This is a genomic window from Rhizobium sp. L51/94, from assembly GCF_019355555.1.
GTDB lineage: Bacteria > Pseudomonadota > Alphaproteobacteria > Rhizobiales > Rhizobiaceae > Rhizobium > Rhizobium rhododendri.
This window is the reverse complement of the sequence record NZ_CP072145.1, coordinates 209,592-228,456: the sequence shown is the minus strand read 5'-3', so window position 1 is coordinate 228,456 and position 18,865 is coordinate 209,592. Positions and strand designations below refer to the sequence as shown.

Here is an 18,865-nt window from a genome sequence, read left to right as displayed (position 1 = left end):
GGTATCTCCTGTTCCTAGCACTACTTTGGCAGAATTGAATTTTTGCTTTGGAAGTGCTGTTGACAGTGCGGACATCGTATCTGTGCTGTCGGTGCAGCAAGCGCATTGATCACGGCTCGACGGACGGCTGGCAAGGTCGGTTCAGGCGGCCCACGGCGAACTCGTAGCTTCTTTTTTTTCCCGCTTTGCAGTTTGCAATCTCTGGTGCTGGAGAAAAGCATAAGCGATCATCGTCATCAGAGCGTGCCGATGTAGGCCTTGCCACGATCGGCCCTCGAAGTGATCGAGACCGAGCTCCTCTTTCATCTGCTGATGCGCCTGTTCGCAGACCCATCTCGCCTTGATCGCGGCCGCCAGTACTTTCAATGTCGCATCGACCGGCAAGTTGGACAGATAGTATTTGCGCTCGTCGTTTGATCGCCATTCGCCAACTAGCCAGGCCGCTTCGCCCGGCATGTGCTGCTGTCCCTTGTCATAGATGCGCTGCGGCATGCCATCGGCGATCCGGATGCGCAATGCTGCAAACCGTGCGGTCAGGCGACCTTTTGTGCCGCGGCGCCAACTGACCTTCTTCCAGCTTGCAGATGCCAACATCGTTTCGGCGGCAGCTGAAAGGGTGTCGGGGATCGAATGCTTGCGAGGGCGGCCATGACCGGAGACGGGAAAGATCAATTCGACATCGTCGGGATAGACCTTCTGATGCTTGGGGATACCGACCGCCCAGGTGAGGCCACGTTCACTTAAGCCCTTTCGGAACGCAGCCGACAGGCCGTAACCTGCGTCAGCCAGCACTGTTCCAAACCGGACACCGGTCACGATCAACCGATCGATCTCGGCAAGAGCAATCTCCGGCTTCGTGCGCGGGGTCCGCATGTCGTCTGGGACCCCAGCCTTCGCCATGCGCTCCTGATCACCGATCCAGCTATCCGGCAGGAACAGACGCAGGCCAACCGGGACCGGCACCTCATCTCGCGCAAGCGTCACCGACACCAGCGTCTGGCAATTTGCTCTCTTGCCCAGCATCGAGGCATATTGCGGCGCGACTCCGACCGAATGATCACCCTTCTTCGGCAGGCCGGTGTCATCAATCACCAGAAACGCATCGGATGCGCCAACGATCCTGTCCGCCTGCAGCGCGAGCTCGGCCTCAAGAGGAACAGCATCCCAAAGGCCGTCGGAAATGAAATGGTGGAGGCGGTCGTACTGGCCTGGAGCGAACCGTTCCGCCATCGGCTCAATACTCTTGCGGTCTCCGGGACCGATAAGTCCCGACACATAAAGTGGACACATCTGTCGCCGTTTCTTGTGTCCAAGCTTCTCCAGAAATGGCTGCAAAAATGCTGAAAGCTCCGTATCCCAATCCGCCATATCGCGCCCCAAAAGTGAGAGCGCAAATCATCTCAAACCAAGCTTACCCGAATCTGCCAAAGTAGTGCTAGCATTACAGTTGCAATTTTGATTTCAGGTGAGCGCGTTGGGCGGCAGCTTGATGCGCTCGTCTCCAACATGACCATGCGATGATGTGGGCGGGCTTTATACGCCGCTGGGCAAGCTTATTCGCAATGCGTCGGACCTCTTGGATGGACCAGCGGATCAGATCGTGATGGTCGGCATCCTCGGTCTTTTTTGGGGTGCCGCATTATTGGCGCGATATCGGATCACAGCCATCATTGCGAAGGCGAGCATGACGAGCGAGACATGGCGATGCCAGCCATGCCACGAGCGGGTCTCGTTATGATCGAGGCCGAGTTCGTTCTTGGCTGTCTCGAAGCTATCCTCGATTGCCCAACGGTGACCTTCTACGGATACGAGCGTCTGAATGCCTGTTCCGGCCGGGCACCAAGTCGTGAAGAATGCGAGGTCGCCATCGCTGATATTGCGCCGGATCAACAAGCCACGCGTCCAAAGCCCGGTTTGCGTATCACTGTATTCGTCGGCATCGATATCGGCCAGTTCGCAGTAGGCCCAGTCATGAAGCCGCGCGCCTTTTGTGCCATCGCCAGCGGAAAGGCGATGCCATGCAGCCGGATCGAGATCACGGGCAATCTCAAGAGCGGTTCCTGCGACGAAAGGCTTACCAGACCAAGCGCCAAAATGATGGTCGGATTTAACCCCAAGAACGTAACCTTTGCAGGCTCGGCGCAGCGCTCCTTCGACGTCTCCGACGCCATACACCGCATCTGCTGCCACCCATGAAAACGGCACTTTGGCTGTCAGCGCCCGCCGAATCATATCGACAGCGAGGGCAGGCTTGGTAGCGAAGGCTACAGCTTCAGGAACATGAGCGGCGGCAAGCCTTGCCGGATCGCTGGTCCAACTCTTTGGCAAGTACAAGGCTCGATCGATAAAGGCATGACCACGATCGGAAACATAGGCGGTGAACACACCGATTTGGCAGTTCGTTACCTTGCCCGCTGACCCTGTATATTGACGTGAAACACCGCAAGATGTCTTGCCCTGCTTGAGGAAGCCGGTCTCATCAATGACCAGGACCGCATCATCTGTGGCAAGGTGCTCCACAACATACTCGCGCACAATGTCGCGAAGTCCGTCTGCGTCCCAGCGTCCACGACCCAAGATGGCTTGCTGTCGCCACGGACCAGGATCGCCAGCCGCCTCAGCGCGCATCCAACCTGTCTTACGGCGCTCATCACCTAACAAGCCGTCCAGGAAAAGGTTTGCAGATGCTGCAACGCGCTCCTGCGTAAACAATCCGCGCATACGCGCCTTAACTTCACGCAGCGACGATGCCCAAAGTTCCAACGTTGTCTCGATCGATGCACCCATCATCCATGACCTCCGAATCATGGAGGCCTATAGATTCAGAACTTGTAAAAATACGCAACTGTAATGCTAGGCCACGGACTCATTAGTTGAGGCGATCCATATCCTCGTCGCGACGAGCTTGAGGGCGGCCATGTAATTATCAGCGCGCCGGTCGTATCGCGTCGCGAGGCCTCGCATCTGCTTGATACGGTTGAAGAACCGTTCCACGAGATTGCGTTGACGGTAGACCCAGCGGTTGAAGCTGAATGTCTGCTTTCGATTGGCCTTTGCAGGGATATTCGCCCAACACTTGCGTTGCTTGGCAAAGTTACGAATTGCATCGGTATCATATGCCTTGTCGGCGAGGATCGTCGCGCCGGGCCGCAGGTCGCTCAACAGCTTTTCAGCCATCGGTGCATCGCCGGCTTGGCCGGCGGTGAGTTCGAGCCGAACCGGTCTGCCATCTGCATCGACAAGAGCGTGGATCTTTGTCGTCAGGCCGCCGCGCGAACGTCCCATGCAAGGATCGGCAGATCCCCCTTTTTAGCGTTGGCACCATGCTGGTGAACGCGAACACAAGAACTGTCGATCATCACGATGTCTCCATCGTAACGCTTTGAAACGGCGTCCAGAAGACGATCCCAGACGCCCGCCTTGCGCCATCGGGAGAACCGATTGTAAAGCGTCGTGCGCGGGCCATAACGCTCCGGCACATCTCGCCAAGACGAACCAGTCCTGAAACGCCAGAGGATGCCGTTGATCACCCGGCGGTCATCGACACGTTCAATTCCACGGCTATTGTTCGGCAACAGAGGTGCAATGATAGCCCATTCTTCGTCGCTCAATTCGTGACGGCGCATAGCAATCTCCTTTCAAGGAGATTGAATCATACACCGTCAATAAGATGAACCCCGTTTATGGGGACACTGCCTAGCATTACAGTTGCGTATTTTTACAAGTTCTGAATCTATAGGCCTCCATGATTCGGAGGTCATGGATGATGGGTGCATCGATCGAGACAACGTTGGAACTTTGGGCATCGTCGCTGCGTGAAGTTAAGGCGCGTATGCGCGGATTGTTTACGCAGGAGCGCGTTGCAGCATCTGCAAACCTTTTCCTGGACGGCTTGTTAGGTGATGAGCGCCGTAAGACAGGTTGGATGCGCGCTGAGGCGGCTGGCGATCCTGGTCCGTGGCGACAGCAAGCCATCTTGGGTCGTGGACGCTGGGACGCAGACGGACTTCGCGACATTGTGCGCGAGTATGTTGTGGAGCACCTTGCCACAGATGATGCGGTCCTGGTCATTGATGAGACCGGCTTCCTCAAGCAGGGCAAGACATCTTGCGGTGTTTCACGTCAATATACAGGGTCAGCGGGCAAGGTAACGAACTGCCAAATCGGTGTGTTCACCGCCTATGTTTCCGATCGTGGTCATGCCTTTATCGATCGAGCCTTGTACTTGCCAAAGAGTTGGACCAGCGATCCGGCAAGGCTTGCCGCCGCTCATGTTCCTGAAGCTGTAGCCTTCGCTACCAAGCCTGCCCTCGCTGTCGATATGATTCGGCGGGCGCTGACAGCCAAAGTGCCGTTTTCATGGGTGGCAGCAGATGCGGTGTATGGCGTCGGAGACGTCGAAGGAGCGCTGCGCCGAGCCTGCAAAGGTTACGTTCTTGGGGTTAAATCCGACCATCATTTTGGCGCTTGGTCTGGTAAGCCTTTCGTCGCAGGAACCGCTCTTGAGATTGCCCGTGATCTCGATCCGGCTGCATGGCATCGCCTTTCCGCTGGCGATGGCACAAAAGGCGCGCGGCTTCATGACTGGGCCTACTGCGAACTGGCCGATATCGATGCCGACGAATACAGTGATACGCAAACCGGGCTTTGGACGCGTGGCTTGTTGATCCGGCGCAATATCAGCGATGGCGACCTCGCATTCTTCACGACTTGGTGCCCGGCCGGAACAGGCATTCAGACGCTCGTATCCGTAGAAGGTCACCGTTGGGCAATCGAGGATAGCTTCGAGACAGCCAAGAACGAACTCGGCCTCGATCATAACGAGACCCGCTCGTGGCATGGCTGGCATCGCCATGTCTCGCTCGTCATGCTCGCCTTCGCAATGATGGCTGTGATCCGATATCGCGCCAATAATGCGGCACCCCAAAAAAGACCGAGGATGCCGACCATCACGATCTGATCCGCTGGTCCATCCAAGAGGTCCGACGCATTGCGAATAAGCTTGCCCAGCGGCGTATAAAGCCCGCCCACATCATCGCATGGTCATGTTGGAGACGAGCGCATCAAGCTGCCGCCCAACGCGCTCACCTGAAATCAAAATTGCAACTGTAATGCTAGCATCGAATCCAAAGTTAGGCAGAAAATCCACTTCGTATCCCCGCTGTGCAGATTTCCCGAGCCACCTCTGATGCACGGATGCACGGATGCACGGATGCACGGATGCACGGATGCACGGATGCACGGATGCACGGATGCACGGATGCACGGATGCACGGATGCACGGATGCACGGATGCACGGATGCACGGATGCACGGATGCACGGATGCACGGATGCACGGATGCACGGATGCACGGATGCACGGATGCACGGATGCACGGATGCACGGATGCACGGATGCACGGATGCGACATTCCAATATATCCTGTCAACCAAACAATTCTCAACACCGCGATGTTGAAGAAAAAACAAACAGTCCGCGACATCGACGACATGTGTCGATTTGGAGTTGGATAAGAATTTACGACGCGCACGATATCTATGAAACGTGGGTCCGCACGTTTTAATGCTCGAGAGCCAACTTAGTGTTCGTCGGGAAAAAGTGGAATCCGGTTTTCGGATCAAACCAAAAGATGTTTTCGGATTTCAGATAGCACCTTTAAGGAGGAATACGAGAATTAATCTTTATTTAATAAAAAACTGAAATACATATTTCATCCTCATGGAATTACATTATTTTTTCCAGAGGATTTTCCCGTAATCCGGGATCCGTATTTTTGACAAGCAAGCCCTACGTACAAAAATCCCTCCCCCCAAAGTTTAGGGTAGAGGCTGAGATAAACCAGAACTGCGAATGTGATGGCGAATTTTATGTTCGAAAAGCCAACGAACAACGCCTCTCTGGTGATAATCCAATAAATCAAATTGACGACCATCAAGAGGGTGCTCGGAAATGTTGGCCCAGCAGTGATGGTGAACAGGCGCAAAAGATCTTCAAGGCTTTGGGATGGACCCCAAACATCAACCGCAGTTCTGATGGTCAAGGGACCAAAATAAGCAATCGCAACAAGGCCGGCGTAGGGATCGACTGGAAAGGCTGATGTGCAAATCATACTGCCAATGGCAATGACCGCAATTAAAATTGAAAACTTGCCGGCGAAATTCCTTTGGACGGCTTCTTTTGTCTCTGTATGAGCAATCCAATGCAGACCTTTTGCCACATCCTCATGATCCTGCTTATAATAACTCGTCTGCGCTCCGAATCGGTTTCCGAGTTGGTAAATCTCAAACTCGGCATAGATGAGAGCGTTGGAACGTGACAGACTAACTTGACATTCAACAATCTCTGACTTTTCGAGGCTCGACAGCCTCAACGCCCTTAAACGCTTGGAATAATATAAATCGTACAGATTTTTCCAGTTGTGCATCAGGACTTGCCAGAGGATGCAGATAACTGCTTTCCAGGATATATTGCTCACACCTTTGAAAGCTGTCCGTCGGAAACCTGAATCTGCCAGGGCGGAAATACCGAACAAAATCGTTGGAAGAATACCAAGGAAGCGCTGCAGGATGATGAAGCGCGCAAGCCTTTCATCCGCCCAGGGAAAATCCAATATCGCGATTGCCATGAGCTGATTTTGCAATCTGATCGGTCCCGAACGGAACACAGCAATGACTGCTCCGAGGAAAACGGAAACAGTATCGGGGACGATAACACCGAGTTGCATCACCAGCATCCAAATCCAGAAGATTATTCTCTCCCAGATTCCCATTTGGACGCCTTCACGCCAACGCATTTCCTGTCTTTTTATACAGGAAATATTGGCATTCAGATAAGTCGCAGCGACATTCGGCAGGTAGGGCAGCTTCGTGATGCGATCCAGAACCGTGTCGCGCTCTACCCGGTTCCAGGCAACCAACATGGCGCGTTGCGGGGGCGACATATTGTTCAGAATGGATTTCCACTCATCCATCACCTTCCGGTTTTGTCCCGTTTCCTGCACCTTAAGGTCACTGCTACCAGCTTCAGGATCTACACGGTCAACCAATCTGACCACGGTTTTTTCGGGAGGATACGTCTTGGTGAGGATGTCGATTGCATCTTTCAGATTGCTCGGAAATTCATCAGCCGCCCCCCCTATCACAGAAGCAAGCACGCTTTTCCGGCTTGGCTCATCGCCTGCCAAACTGTAGCCATTGATGACCTCTAGTTCTTGGCCAGGATCAGCTTCTACGGTTATGTATGAATAGCTTCCGCCGCACATCCATGACTTTGTCAGTCTCTGAACCCAGGGCTTATGCAGCAGACTGGCTTGCTTTCCCAGGAGTACTTGATCAGCGAGAGCACTCTCAGAGGCATTCGTCCTGCAAAAAAACTGACTTCAATGTCGAATAGCAGTGATATGAAGCGATTTTTCAATATTAAATTATACTTACATATTTCCGAGGATGTCAGAGAAGAGAAGCTTTGCACAGCTTGTTTAGTTATCAAAAAAATATGACAATGGGCACATATAAAAACAATCGAATCGATCCAGATCTTAATGCGGTAGAGTTTGAAAATAAGACCAGACCTCTTAAATTCAACGAGTATCACTTCGTTTGGCCCACAAAACGCGTGCGTGGTTAAAGTCTTCATCGACTTTTGCACGTAATGCCAAACCGCCCAGCAACCGTACCTAATTCCAAATCCATTGGCTCTCTGAAGTCAAAATGGGCGGGCGAAATTGATGACCGGACGGCGTGACAGATATGAGCTGTATCACTGTAACCGCACCAATCATCACAATCACAAACCCCACATGTTGAAAATTGGAACTGAGCAAACTTTTAGGTGGGGCTCCCCATGATACTAATTTCCTATGACAGACGCTAAAAGTCAGATGTTATCGCAAAATTTGTCTTTCTCTGTGTGAACTCAAGAAATTAATGAGCCGCTGTTTCTGTCATGTCCGGGACTGGCTACGCGCCAACCACTACGCAAAGCGGCTCAAAGCGCTACGTTTCAAAACACCGTCCGAGTCATCCGCCAACTCAACGATAAAAGCCAGGAATCTTCATTCAAAACCTAAGCTGTGAAATGTTGGGACTAAACACATAGAGGACCCAATCAGTGTAGCCTCTAGCTCAATCTGACAATTGGATTAGACTCATTTTTCAACCCACGTTGATGCAGTTTGATTTATCTAAAAATGCCAATGGCCTAAATGATGTCGAGTGCCAGCTTCATGGTGAAGACGTATTATGGAGAATCATATGGGAGATGAATAATTTAAAATTTCAACTATATAACATATATGGGAACAGTAACGTAATATTATTCGACATAATATTTTTACAACATTCTATAAAGAAAGACAAAGTTGACATATATTAAATTGAGACAGACACTTTTCATTTAAAATTTCAACGGAAATATGGTTATCAACCATTTATTTAGCATAACACACGTAAGAGCGTCGCACGTCATCCGGACCGTTGATTAAGCAGAACGCGGACATGAGCCCCAGGCAATGATCGGATAACTGACTAGGTCACCCAACCGAAACTCCCGGTCCTGGACTTCTTCATCTTCATCTTCATCTTCATCTTCATCCTCTCCTCCGTCGGTGTAGTTGCCACCTCTCGCAAAGAAGTCGTAAGATACGCCATTTATCTCATCAGCCCCAGGGCGTACAAATATGTTGCTTCGCATGATGGCGAGGAAAAAAGCGTTTTTATGTGGGCCCTCATAGTAATTGACCAGGCCCCCTTGGTCAGTACCCTCTTGCAGCAGGCGGTTCAACCGCCGCGGATCTAACAGCCACGGGGGTATGGCCGTTGCCGCAGCGCCGAAGTTGCTTGAACTAGAGGGTAGAAGGCGGTTCATAGCGCATCTTTGAGCAGTCGCTTGATCAGCATACACGTAAGTCAAAGATTGATCGGTCATTATGTATTCATCGTCAGATTGACCGGGAGTACGTATCGAAGCGTTGAAGTAGCAGACTGATCCTACAGTGGTCCGGAAATCGTTACGGGCCTGCTCCAAGCGAAGTGAGAGTTCCTGAGCATTCAGAATTTGAGTCAGGTCACGAACCGCCCATCTAGGTACCGCCATAGTAAGGTACTAAATGCCTTGAGATAGCACTACGGTTGATGCTCGAATTTATAGAAGCGCTGACGCCCTTGTTGGCAATTCGTAAAGATAACGGAGCCGTATATCTTTCCTATGGTACTATAGCAATCATCTCCCTATTTTCACGCATCGCCGCCTTAATTGACAATGGCTCAGCGGACTTTAGATTCTTGTGGGACCAGGTGTCATCGATGATTTGTCAATTTTCGGTGACAGAGCCGGTAGTGTGTCGGGTTTTATTGAAAGCGTCAGCACCGCCCTTTGACAAAAGGTTTAAATCAAACTTGCCACGATGTGAACAGATTCGGCCGCCCCTAGTAAAGTCACAAATGTGCCGCGATTACTCCAATCAGCGAAAATCAAGGAGTGATTGGGACTATTCAAAGGAATGACAAACAATTTCAATAATTGCGGACACGATTATTAATATATATATTCATAACGAGAGCTATGTGACTTAAGGCGGTCATTAATATTACCATTCCTGAAGTGCGATGGCGAATTATATCGGAAAAGATCTGTCGAGCTACGATCTGATCAGCGCCACGGAGCCTCTTGGTGGGTTGGGGTCATGGTGAAAAGGAAATAATGTTTGAAATGACGGTCCGCTACGATCTGAATCATAATTTTTTATGACCACTAATTTAGATTTCCAAAATATCGATCTATGCTTAGCTAAGACTCTTTAAAAATTAAAAAAATTTTTATTTGAATATTTCAATGATATTCACAACCTAACGTTATAATATCAGTTTTATGGGCCTGTATTATTATATCCCATTTATTAACCTACTTTAGTAGATTTATATTATTTATGTTAAACATAAATCGAATTTTAAATTATTGATATGAAAGGAATTAGGTAACCCGAATATTTTATTAAATAGAATTATTGATACAAAATGCCCTCACGGAATAGTTCAAAAAGAACGTTACATGCTCGTATTGAAATAACATATTACTATGACGAGTAACTTCATTGGGGTAAAGTTCCAAAAGCCACGATTGGGTAATCCACGGCTGGGCCAGAGCGGCTCCACTTCACGAATTCACCCTCCACAGGTACGAACAAGTCGCTTTTGTATATTGCCGCGTAGTGCGTGAAGCCATTTGCTCTTGCGAACCCTGCCGGCAGTTGATCGGGATAAGTCTCAGAAAGGCCGACCAGTTCCTCGTTCTTTATCACCAAAGTGCCGTTGTGCTCGTTGAGATCATTCTGGAGCGTTCTCGGGCCATAGATGAAATATAACGAACCAGAGTGGATGATTGTCTCACCCCCCCATAGGACAGTGGAACCATAAGTCTCCATCACCAGAATAGCCTGCTGCCTGAGCATATCTTGAATTTTATTTTTCGCATAACCGCGCAGATCTACCCAAAGAAACGACATTTGTTCTCGTGCTGAACCCAATGCGAAAAGGGACTTAAATAGCTTCAAAGGTGGTTCGAGTTGGAAGAGGATTTACCGACTCTTCTTAAATTATTAAATTTATTGTCCACCGTCCGATCAAACAAAGCATTTTGCTAGCCTAAATACGTAAGCACTTACGTAAGACAAAAAATATAGATCAAATATTCGAGATACATATTTAATCAACAAGAGAAATCCACGAAATAAAATAGCTTATCGCCTTAGTAATGATAGTTTATAATTCGTTTGTCAGGGGGTATCACCGCCAATTAAGCCGCCAGCATCTCTAACGTCGCCATAGCGGCATTACATACAGTCTTAATAGTGCCCCTCCACGCATCCAACAGAACGGGCCAGACCTCTTAAATTCAACGAGTGTCACTTCGTTTGGCCCACAAAACGCGTGCGTGGTTAAAGTCTTCATCGACTTTTGCACGTAATGCCAAACCGCCCAGCAACCGTACCTAATTCCAAATCCATTGGCTCTCTGAAGTCAAAATGGGCGGGCGAAATTGGTGACCGGACGGCGTGACAGATATGAGCTGTATCACTGTAACCGCACCAATCATCACAATCACAGACCCCACATGTTGAAAATTGGAACTGAGCCGACTTTTAGGTGGGGCTCCCCATGATACTAATTTCCTATGACAGACGCTAAAAGTCAGATGTTATCGCAAATTTATCTTTCTTCGTGTGAACTTAAGAAATTAAGGAGCCGCCGTTTTTGACTTTTGCGATCCGCTAGGGACTAGAGCTCCTGTGGCGCTTCTATAAATTGGGCAAAAGCCTGCAACAACTTTATAAAATCCTAAATCTCTTCTTTCATCTATCATTTCCCAGATCAAAATGAGTATCCTCATCATCGGCTCTGGCAACGTTGGCAACGCACTTGCCGCTGACCTAAGTTACCGACGCAAATCGGTCTCGATATGGGCTGCCCCCTCCCACCTCGGATATAGTACCCAGATTGCCGAACATGGGTTGAAAGCAATGGGGGAAATCGAGGGCACCTATCGTCCTGTCGTGAAGAGAGAGCTTGCATATGCAGTTTCAACAGCAAAATACATCATGGTCACCATCCCGTCACTTAACGGTGCTCGTGAAGAACTGATCGAACAACTGAAGGTCCTTGACCTTAAACAGAAGATTTTGATCTGGATCCCCGGAAATGCTGCCAGTTTGAGCCTGGAAAAGCTTGAGACTCTTGCCAGTCTAGAAACAACCACGTCGCCCTACGGATGCAGAATGGTGGATGATGCAATCTACGTGAAGGCCATCAAGAAGCAGTTGGAGATCACCTTCACCACTCCCCATCCCGAACCCTCCCTGGCCAAAGAAATAGGTGATCTCTTCCCTAATAATCTCGTTTGGCTTGCCAACGGATTGGAAGTGGCCCTCAACTGCACAAACTGTATCTGCCACACTCCCGCAGTGATTTTTAATGCCGCCAAGATAGACATTGAGGAGGACTTCTATTTCTACAAGGAGGGAATGACACCAATTGTCACAGAGGCTATGAAGGGTCTCGACCAAGAGCGCATAGAACTTTTGAAGAAGTTAGATTTCAAACCCCGCACTGTTCTCGATCTTCTCAATGGCTGGTACGGAAAGGATGCCACAACAATCCATGATTTCGTATCGAAATCCGTTTCCCATAATGCCACCAAGGGAGCACCCAAGAACTTCAAACATCGTTACATCATGGAGGATGGTCGGATGTTGATCCTCTTCAGGGACCTTGGCAAGAAGTTTGATATCAACGTCAAGAAACTCGAATGGGCTGTTGAGTCACTGAACATACTGGGGGAGATTGACCTTGAGAAAATCGGCATCACCCTGGCGAGTGCTGGCATGGAGGAAATATCGGCCGACGACATTGTTACCAAGTGGGGCAACAGCAAAGCCGAGGAATGAGGAGTCATTTGGTCTATGAAGCCGATTCAATTATGTTTCTTATTATTATGTACTTCCTGATGTAACCTATGCTTGAGGCGTTGATCTAAATATCATGCCAATATAATATTAAATAAATCGAATATTTTATAAATTTGCAGCTGTCCCTTTCACCATTTTAATAATATAAATTCATAAATCAATTAAACTATACGTATATATGAACGAACTATAAAGCAAATAAATTGCGTAATCATGAAATACATTAAGACTTTGGGATATATTCTGATGTAAAAAGCAAAATTATCTGCGCTCATTGCTCTGCATTTGCCGAGCCCGTTAGGGATCGGCAAAGGCGAAAGAGCTGTGAGCGCAGATAATTTTGTTTTTTACATCAGAATATATCCTGCCATGCCATGGCTCAATGCCTTGGCGACACTTTCCATTGCTGCTCACGCAGACGAGGAACGAGCAGGACGCGACCTATAAGTGGTGATGGCGCGCTACGCGTATAACCCTAGGGAATACATAAAGCAAAAAAACGACTTTGACACTTATGCGACAAGGATAATATTCCAGTTACAAAAGAAATAAGGAGCGGAACAAATGTTTAAAAAAAGACGGATCGAGTTGATAGGTTTATTCACAGCTTCCATGCTCGCTGGGTGTGGTTATACTGGCGTCGCAAATTCTGCCACTTTGAAGGTTGGCATGGCAGCCGCCGATATTGCCACACTTGATCCCACTAGAGCGACGACCACCCAGGACTTGGCCGTGGTTTCTTGGATTTTCAACGGACTTGTTCGATTTTCCCCTGGGAGTGCCGACCCAACCAAAATTGAACCCGACCTTGCCGAAAGCTGGACGACCTCGCCGGACGGCTTGGTTTGGACTTTCAAACTTCGCAATGATGTCTCATTTCATGGTGACTATGGCAAGTTGACAGCGGAGGACGTGGTGTTCTCTCTTCAACGGGCAAAAAACCCGGACACGTCCTCTTATTCAAGCGACTATGCCGCTTTTACGACAATTGAAGCCATTGACCCCTTGACGGTCCGCATCACTTTGAGCGAGCCTGTTGCTGGATTTCTCGGGCTCGTTGCCAATTATCACGGCGGCAACATTGTGAGTAAGAAAGCGGTGGATAAGCTCGGGGCAAATTTCAAAACGCAGCCTATTGGTACCGGTCCTTTCGTGTTCGAAAAAGCTGTCACCCAGCAGGCCGTATATCTAAACGCATTTCCAACATACTTCAGAGGCAAGCCGAAAATCGATGACATCAGGGTCGACCTTATCCCGTCAGACTCAAGTCGTGAGCTGGCCTTCCGATCCGGAGAGCTTGATCTGATCTATGGCAAAAGGGAGCAGCGTTGGGTCGACCAGGCGAAAGGCTGGGAGGGCTCGATTGTCGACATTTTCGCTCCCGGCGAATATCGGACTTTATTTATCAATTCGACGCGCAAACCTTTGAATAACGTCAAGGTACGCCAGGCCATTTCCAAAGCGATCAATGTGGACCAAATCGTTCAGTTCGTCGGTGAAAGTGTAGCTCCCAAAGGCTGTTCTGTGGTTCCCAGCGGCTATCTCGGCGAAGATTGCACCTGGGCTTATAAATACGATCCCGAGGGTGCGAAGGCGCTTCTTGCAGAAACCGGTTACAAGGACGGCCTGACGTTGTCGGCAGTGGTCTCGTCCAGTTCTGCGCAGCAGCCTATCATGGAAGTCATTCAAGCCCAATTGGCAGAAGTCGGGATCGATATGCAGATGCAGGTGGTCGATCACCCGACATATCACGAACAGATCCGAAAGGATTTGAGTGATCTCGTGTTCTACGGTGCGGCACGTTACCCTGTTGCAGACAGCTATCTGAGCCAGTTCTACGAATCCAGCGCCTCTATCGGCAAGCCAACAGCCGTTACGAATTTTTCCCATTGCGATGCAGCCGATGCCGACATCATGGCTGCTCGCAAGGCAACGACGGACACCGAGCGGAATAAATTCTGGTCGTCTGCCCAGAAGAAGATTCTCGATCAGGTATGCGGTGTTCCGCTGTTCAGCCTGATGCAGGTTTGGGCTCGCAGCAAAGCTCTGGACTATGGGTATGAGCTCACCGGATCCTTAAATCTGGCACCGCCGATTACGGAAAAAACAAGCCTTAATCAATAAAACGTTTTTCGCGCCGGGAGTTTGACAGGAAAACGTTGTCATCGGCTTTTCTAATCAGAAACAGCTGAAAAAAAATGAGAGGCCGTCTGGTTCAATATGGACGTGACGGGCTCTCGAATTGAACGAAGGTAAGATGAATTTTTCCGGTCGGCTTTTTCAAGGGATTAGCCTTGGCGTCCGCGCCGCAGCATGAATCTCCTCGATGAAGTCTGCAACGAGACTGCTGTTTCTTGCCCGTGTCGGACGGATGATACTATAGCCGAAATCAATGGTGGGGCGAAAAGGCCGGGTGATGATCCGGTCCGCCACAAACTCAATTGCCAAGGGGTCGGCCACCGTCGCGCCCAATCCGGCCGCCACGAGTTCGGCAACGTTCGGCGCTGTGGTCGCCTCGATGACGATCCGGGGCGTGATTGAGAACTGTTCAAACGCTGCATCGACCTTGGTACGCATCGTTCCCGTCGGCGCGAAGGCAATAAACGGTTCGTCCTTGAGGTCATCGGGACAAAGCTCCGCCTTTTTAGCGAGCTTATGACCGAGAGGCAGGGCTGCCACGGCAGCAGAGCAATGCATCCGCTCGACTACCATAGAGGGATGTTCCAGGCCGCTGATAACCAGTGCCAAATCAAGACGACGAAGCAAGACCGCTTCTGTCAAAAACCGGGAGCTACGTGCTTCGATGGAAACGAATACATCTGGATGCCGTATTTTAAAACTCGAAATGACCCGGGTTATGAACGATCCTGACAATGCGGGCATTGCGCCTATGAGCAAATGTCCATGTTCGTCACGCCGAATGGCCTCGACCGCACGGGCGAGTTGGTGGACACCGCCGAAGATACGCTCGACTTCTTCGTATAAGCGCATGCCCCGTCCAGTCGGCACCAGACGTCCGCTTTTGCGCTCGAACAGCTTGAGGCCCGTATCAGCCTCCAGATCCTGGATCAGCTTACTCGCCGCGGGTTGTGAAATCCGCAGTATAGCGGCGGCAACACTCACAGTTCCCGATTCAATAACAGCCATCAGCGCCTCCAGTTGGCGCAAGCTTGGATTTCGCATTCGTCATAACCCTTATGAATATGGACGGGAAAAGAAGACGTTCAAAGTTTTACCTTTCATCACAAGCATGAGCAATAACCAACGGAGATCAAAGTGAGCGCGGATGTTCTAGTTATCGGTGCCGGTATCGTCGGCGCGGCGCTTGGCTATGGGCTCGCCCAGACAGGACAACGGGTTGTTGTTCTGGACGGGGAGGACAGGGACATGCGTGCGGCCCGCGCTAATTTCGGGCTGGTCTGGGTGCAAGGAAAGGGCGCGAGCGCGCCAGCCTATCATCATCTCGGACGGCGGAGTGCGGATCTCTGGCCCAACTTTTTGAAAGAATTGACCGGAAACGTCGGGATGAAAGTCGACTATTCGCGCCGGGGTGGATTGATATACTGCCTGGGGCAGAATGAATACGAGGAGCGGGACGCCCTCAACAAGCGTATGCACAATCAGACCGTTCAGGCCGATACCAGAATGATAGATCGCGCCGAGCTTGAGCGGATGATGCCCGCCGTCGATTTCGGTCCCGAGGTGGTGGGTGCGAGCTATTGTGAGGCGGACGGGCACGTCAATCCATTGCAACTTCTTGCCGCCTTACATCGCGGAATCGTTAACCTCGGTGGAACGATCCATTATCGCCGGCGGGCTGAGACAGTTACGCCAAAACAGGACGGTTTTATTGTCAAGGCCGGGTCTACAAGCTTTGCAGCGCCGCGCGTTGTCGTGGCCGCAGGCTTAGCAACGCCCTCCCTTACCGATCCGCTTGGGCTCACCATTCCCTTGAGATCCGAACGTGGCCAACTGCTGGTGACCGAACGGCTTGCGCCGCTCCTCCCCTACCCCGGAAGTGGCCTGCGACAAACAGCGGACGGCACCATCATGATCGGTGCAACCAAGGAGGAAACCGATGATCATGGCGTCAGCGTTTCTTCGGCAACAAGACTGGCTCTTCGGGCAACACGGACAATACCCGCTCTCGCATCTGCAAAGATCGTGCGTCAATGGAGCGGTTTTCGGATTATTCCACCCGATGGCTTGCCGATCTACGCTGAATCCAGCGAGCACCCAGGCCTGTTTGCGGCCGTGTGCCATTCCGGTGTGACGTTGGCCGCCGTTCATGCCGCAATCATTGCGCCCGCTATGCTTGCGGGACGACTGTCCGATGACATGTCAGCGTTTTCAAATGGAAGATTCGATGTTCAAAAGTGTGCTTGAGCGCCTGGGAAAACCCAGTGATATGACCGTGCTGGTGAATGGCCAGGCCGTACCCGCATGGGAAGGAGAGACCGTTGCCAGCCTATTGCTGCGAGTGCCGGGCGCAGGGCGGAACTCATCCGTCAGCGGAGAACCGAGATTACCGTATTGCCAGATGGGCGTGTGCTTCGAGTGCCTGGCAATTGTTGACGGCGTGGCCTCGACGCAAGGGTGTCTGGTACCCGTTAAAGCAGGCATGAAGATCGACAGCCAACACGGACACCGGGGGATTTCCCGATGAGTTACGATGTAGCAATTGTCGGCGCGGGACCTTCAGGCATGGCTGCCGCAGTAACTTTGCGCCAACTCGGAGCATCGGTTGTAGTGATTGACGAACAGCCGTCTCCTGGCGGGCAGATTTTCAGAGGAATCGAGCGTAATCTCAGCAGTCCGGTTTTCCCGGCGCTGGGCAAGGATTATCAAAAAGGTCGAGCCCTCGTGGAAGCATTCCGTGCATCAGGTGCCGATTATTTCGCATCAACACAGGTCTGGCAGATCGAAGACGGTTGGTCGCTGTTCGTAACATCGCAAGGCAAAGCTTCACGTCTTTCAGCCCGGGCTGTGCTTCTGGCAAACGGCGCGCAGGAAAGGCCTGTTCCATTTCCAGGCTGGACCCTGCCTGGCGTGATGACGGTTGGCGCGGCACAGATTCTGCTGAAATCCGGCGGCATGTTACCCCAGGGAAAGCTATGGATCGCCGGGGCTGGACCGTTGCCACTTCTCTACGCTACTCAGGTTCTGAGCCTTCAAGGCCACATTGCTGGTTATCTTGATACGTCGAGATCGCCAAGTCTTTCTGCGTTGGTGCAGCTTCCAAAAGCTTGGCGTGATTTTGGAAGCCTGCTGAAAGGATTGCAGTGGCTTCACAAAATCAGACGCAGCGGAATATTGGTCAAAGGTTTCACGGATCTGGAGGCTGAGGGAAATCAGCGTCTCGAGCATCTTTCCTGGAAGAGACACGGACAATCTCACCGGGTGGAAGCGGATATATTGCTGGTGCACGAAGGTGTCGTTCCCCGCATTCACGAAACTTTGGCACTGGGTTGTGTACACACATGGAACGATGCTCAAGGCTACCTCGCACCAAAGCTGAACCGTTGGGGAGAGACAAGCCGGGAGGGACTTTTTGTAGCGGGTGATGCCTGCGGTATCGGTGGTTGGCTGGTGGCAACTCTGTCTGGTGAAACCGCCGCTTTAGGATTAGCCAGGCGCCTTGAGATTTCGTCCAACACGGAAGAACTGCGTCGACGAACAGGTCTCGATCAAAGGCGCAGACGCGCGCTTGCCTTGCGACCCTTTCTTGATGTCGCTTACGCCCCGCCGAGACCACGTCTGGCCGATAATCTGATCGTCTGTCGCTGTGAGGAAGTCACAGCTGGGGCCGTCCGCGCGGTAGCAAGCAACAGCCCGGCCGATCCAGGAGCGATCAAGGCAGCTACGCGATGTGGCATGGGCCCCTGTCAGGGACGTCAGTGTGGATATACGGTGCAGGCACTTGTCGCCGAGGCGCACAACATCCCGATAAAAGACGTCAGCTTCTTCAATATTCGTCCGCCGTTGAAACCGGTCACGCTTGGTGAACTGGCGAGCCTCGAGAGCGGGGAGAACGCCGCATGAAAACGGACGTTCTTTTCATTGGCGCAAGATTGTACGGTCTTCGCGCTGCCTTAGAAGCAGTGATAAGGGGCCTTTTTTTCGGCAAGCTTTCTCAGCGCCATTTCTTCGGCCAGGACGCTTCGGACACCACCATTACCGATGTCAGCATACCGGGGCGGCAATCAGCCAGTGTTAATATCTCAATACCGACAGCCTCAATTGACGTCGCTGTAACTGTTGTTGCCGAACTCAAGCACTTCAAAGTGATGGAGAGTCTGGTCAGGCATGGAAGCAGTGATTTCGGATCACCTTGCCGGCATTGGCTTCTCTCATAAAGTCAAAGGGCCCAATGACGTCTCTGCCGTTTCCGGAGCCACATTC

Annotated in this window: 14 protein-coding genes; 7 read left to right on the top strand and 7 right to left on the bottom strand. The window is 51.1% G+C overall.

Going from position 1 to position 18,865, the window contains the following annotated elements:
• Nucleotides 1-141: 141 nt before the first annotated feature.
• The 3 genes from J5274_RS28400 to J5274_RS28390 form a co-directional block, all read right to left on the bottom strand.
• The gene (locus J5274_RS28400; protein ID WP_219276186.1) at nucleotides 142-1,368 is read right to left on the bottom strand and encodes an IS701 family transposase; all 1,227 of its coding nucleotides are present in this window, start codon (nucleotides 1,366-1,368) and stop codon (nucleotides 142-144) included.
• A 225-nt stretch (nucleotides 1,369-1,593) separates the two neighbouring features.
• The gene (locus J5274_RS28395) at nucleotides 1,594-2,808 is read right to left on the bottom strand and encodes an IS701 family transposase (protein WP_142832624.1); all 1,215 of its coding nucleotides are present in this window, start codon (nucleotides 2,806-2,808) and stop codon (nucleotides 1,594-1,596) included.
• Nucleotides 2,809-2,853: 45 nt separating this feature from the next.
• Nucleotides 2,854-3,632 (bottom strand): IS5 family transposase gene (locus J5274_RS28390; RefSeq protein ID WP_374108320.1). Its coding sequence is split into 2 segments (ribosomal slippage): nucleotides 2,854-3,290 and nucleotides 3,290-3,632, totalling 780 coding nucleotides; the frame shifts between segments, so codons are not numbered across the junction.
• A 113-nt stretch (nucleotides 3,633-3,745) separates the two neighbouring features.
• Here J5274_RS28390 and J5274_RS28385 point away from each other — a divergent pair.
• The gene (locus tag J5274_RS28385; RefSeq protein WP_142832624.1) at nucleotides 3,746-4,960 is read left to right on the top strand and encodes an IS701 family transposase; all 1,215 of its coding nucleotides are present in this window, start codon (nucleotides 3,746-3,748) and stop codon (nucleotides 4,958-4,960) included.
• A gap of 759 nt (nucleotides 4,961-5,719) precedes the next feature.
• Here the strand turns inward: J5274_RS28385 and J5274_RS28380 are convergent.
• The 3 genes from J5274_RS28380 to J5274_RS28370 form a co-directional block, all read right to left on the bottom strand.
• A complete protein-coding gene (locus J5274_RS28380; protein ID WP_219276184.1) occupies nucleotides 5,720-7,264 on the bottom strand; it encodes a hypothetical protein in 1,545 nt (514 codons plus the stop codon).
• A 1,217-nt stretch (nucleotides 7,265-8,481) separates the two neighbouring features.
• The gene (locus tag J5274_RS28375) at nucleotides 8,482-9,096 is read right to left on the bottom strand and encodes a RolB family protein (protein ID WP_219276182.1); all 615 of its coding nucleotides are present in this window, start codon (nucleotides 9,094-9,096) and stop codon (nucleotides 8,482-8,484) included.
• A 994-nt stretch (nucleotides 9,097-10,090) separates the two neighbouring features.
• Nucleotides 10,091-10,504: a hypothetical protein gene (locus tag J5274_RS28370; RefSeq protein ID WP_219276180.1), complete on the bottom strand. Its 414-nt coding sequence runs from the start codon at nucleotides 10,502-10,504 to the stop codon at nucleotides 10,091-10,093.
• An 870-nt stretch (nucleotides 10,505-11,374) separates the two neighbouring features.
• Between J5274_RS28370 and J5274_RS28365 the strand changes: the two genes are divergently transcribed.
• A complete protein-coding gene (locus tag J5274_RS28365; RefSeq protein ID WP_219276178.1) occupies nucleotides 11,375-12,442 on the top strand; it encodes an NAD/NADP octopine/nopaline dehydrogenase family protein in 1,068 nt (355 codons plus the stop codon).
• A gap of 585 nt (nucleotides 12,443-13,027) precedes the next feature.
• A complete protein-coding gene (locus J5274_RS28360) occupies nucleotides 13,028-14,587 on the top strand; it encodes an ABC transporter substrate-binding protein (protein WP_219276176.1) in 1,560 nt (519 codons plus the stop codon).
• Between the two features lie 156 nt (nucleotides 14,588-14,743).
• On the opposite strand, the gene J5274_RS28355 is transcribed toward J5274_RS28360, so the two are convergent.
• Entirely contained in the window at nucleotides 14,744-15,610 is an 867-nt protein-coding gene (locus J5274_RS28355) for a LysR substrate-binding domain-containing protein (protein ID WP_257625770.1), read from the bottom strand.
• Nucleotides 15,611-15,739: 129 nt separating this feature from the next.
• On the opposite strand from J5274_RS28355, the gene J5274_RS28350 reads away from it, so the two are divergent.
• Genes J5274_RS28350 through J5274_RS28335 form a run of 4 tightly spaced genes read left to right on the top strand, consistent with a single transcriptional unit; the run spans nucleotide 15,740 to nucleotide 18,819 of the window.
• Complete coding sequence (locus J5274_RS28350; protein WP_219276172.1) at nucleotides 15,740-16,849, top strand: FAD-binding oxidoreductase; 1,110 nt, start codon at nucleotides 15,740-15,742, stop codon at nucleotides 16,847-16,849.
• Entirely contained in the window at nucleotides 16,752-17,129 is a 378-nt protein-coding gene (locus tag J5274_RS28345) for a (2Fe-2S)-binding protein (protein ID WP_307877656.1), read from the top strand. Before J5274_RS28350 ends, J5274_RS28345 begins: the two co-directional genes overlap by 98 nt.
• Nucleotides 17,126-18,505, top strand: coding sequence for an FAD/NAD(P)-binding oxidoreductase (locus J5274_RS28340; protein ID WP_219276170.1), 1,380 nt, complete (start codon nucleotides 17,126-17,128; stop codon nucleotides 18,503-18,505). Before J5274_RS28345 ends, J5274_RS28340 begins: the two co-directional genes overlap by 4 nt.
• A complete protein-coding gene (locus J5274_RS28335; protein WP_219276168.1) occupies nucleotides 18,502-18,819 on the top strand; it encodes a hypothetical protein in 318 nt (105 codons plus the stop codon). Before J5274_RS28340 ends, J5274_RS28335 begins: the two co-directional genes overlap by 4 nt.
• The last annotated feature ends 46 nt before the right edge of the window (nucleotides 18,820-18,865 follow it).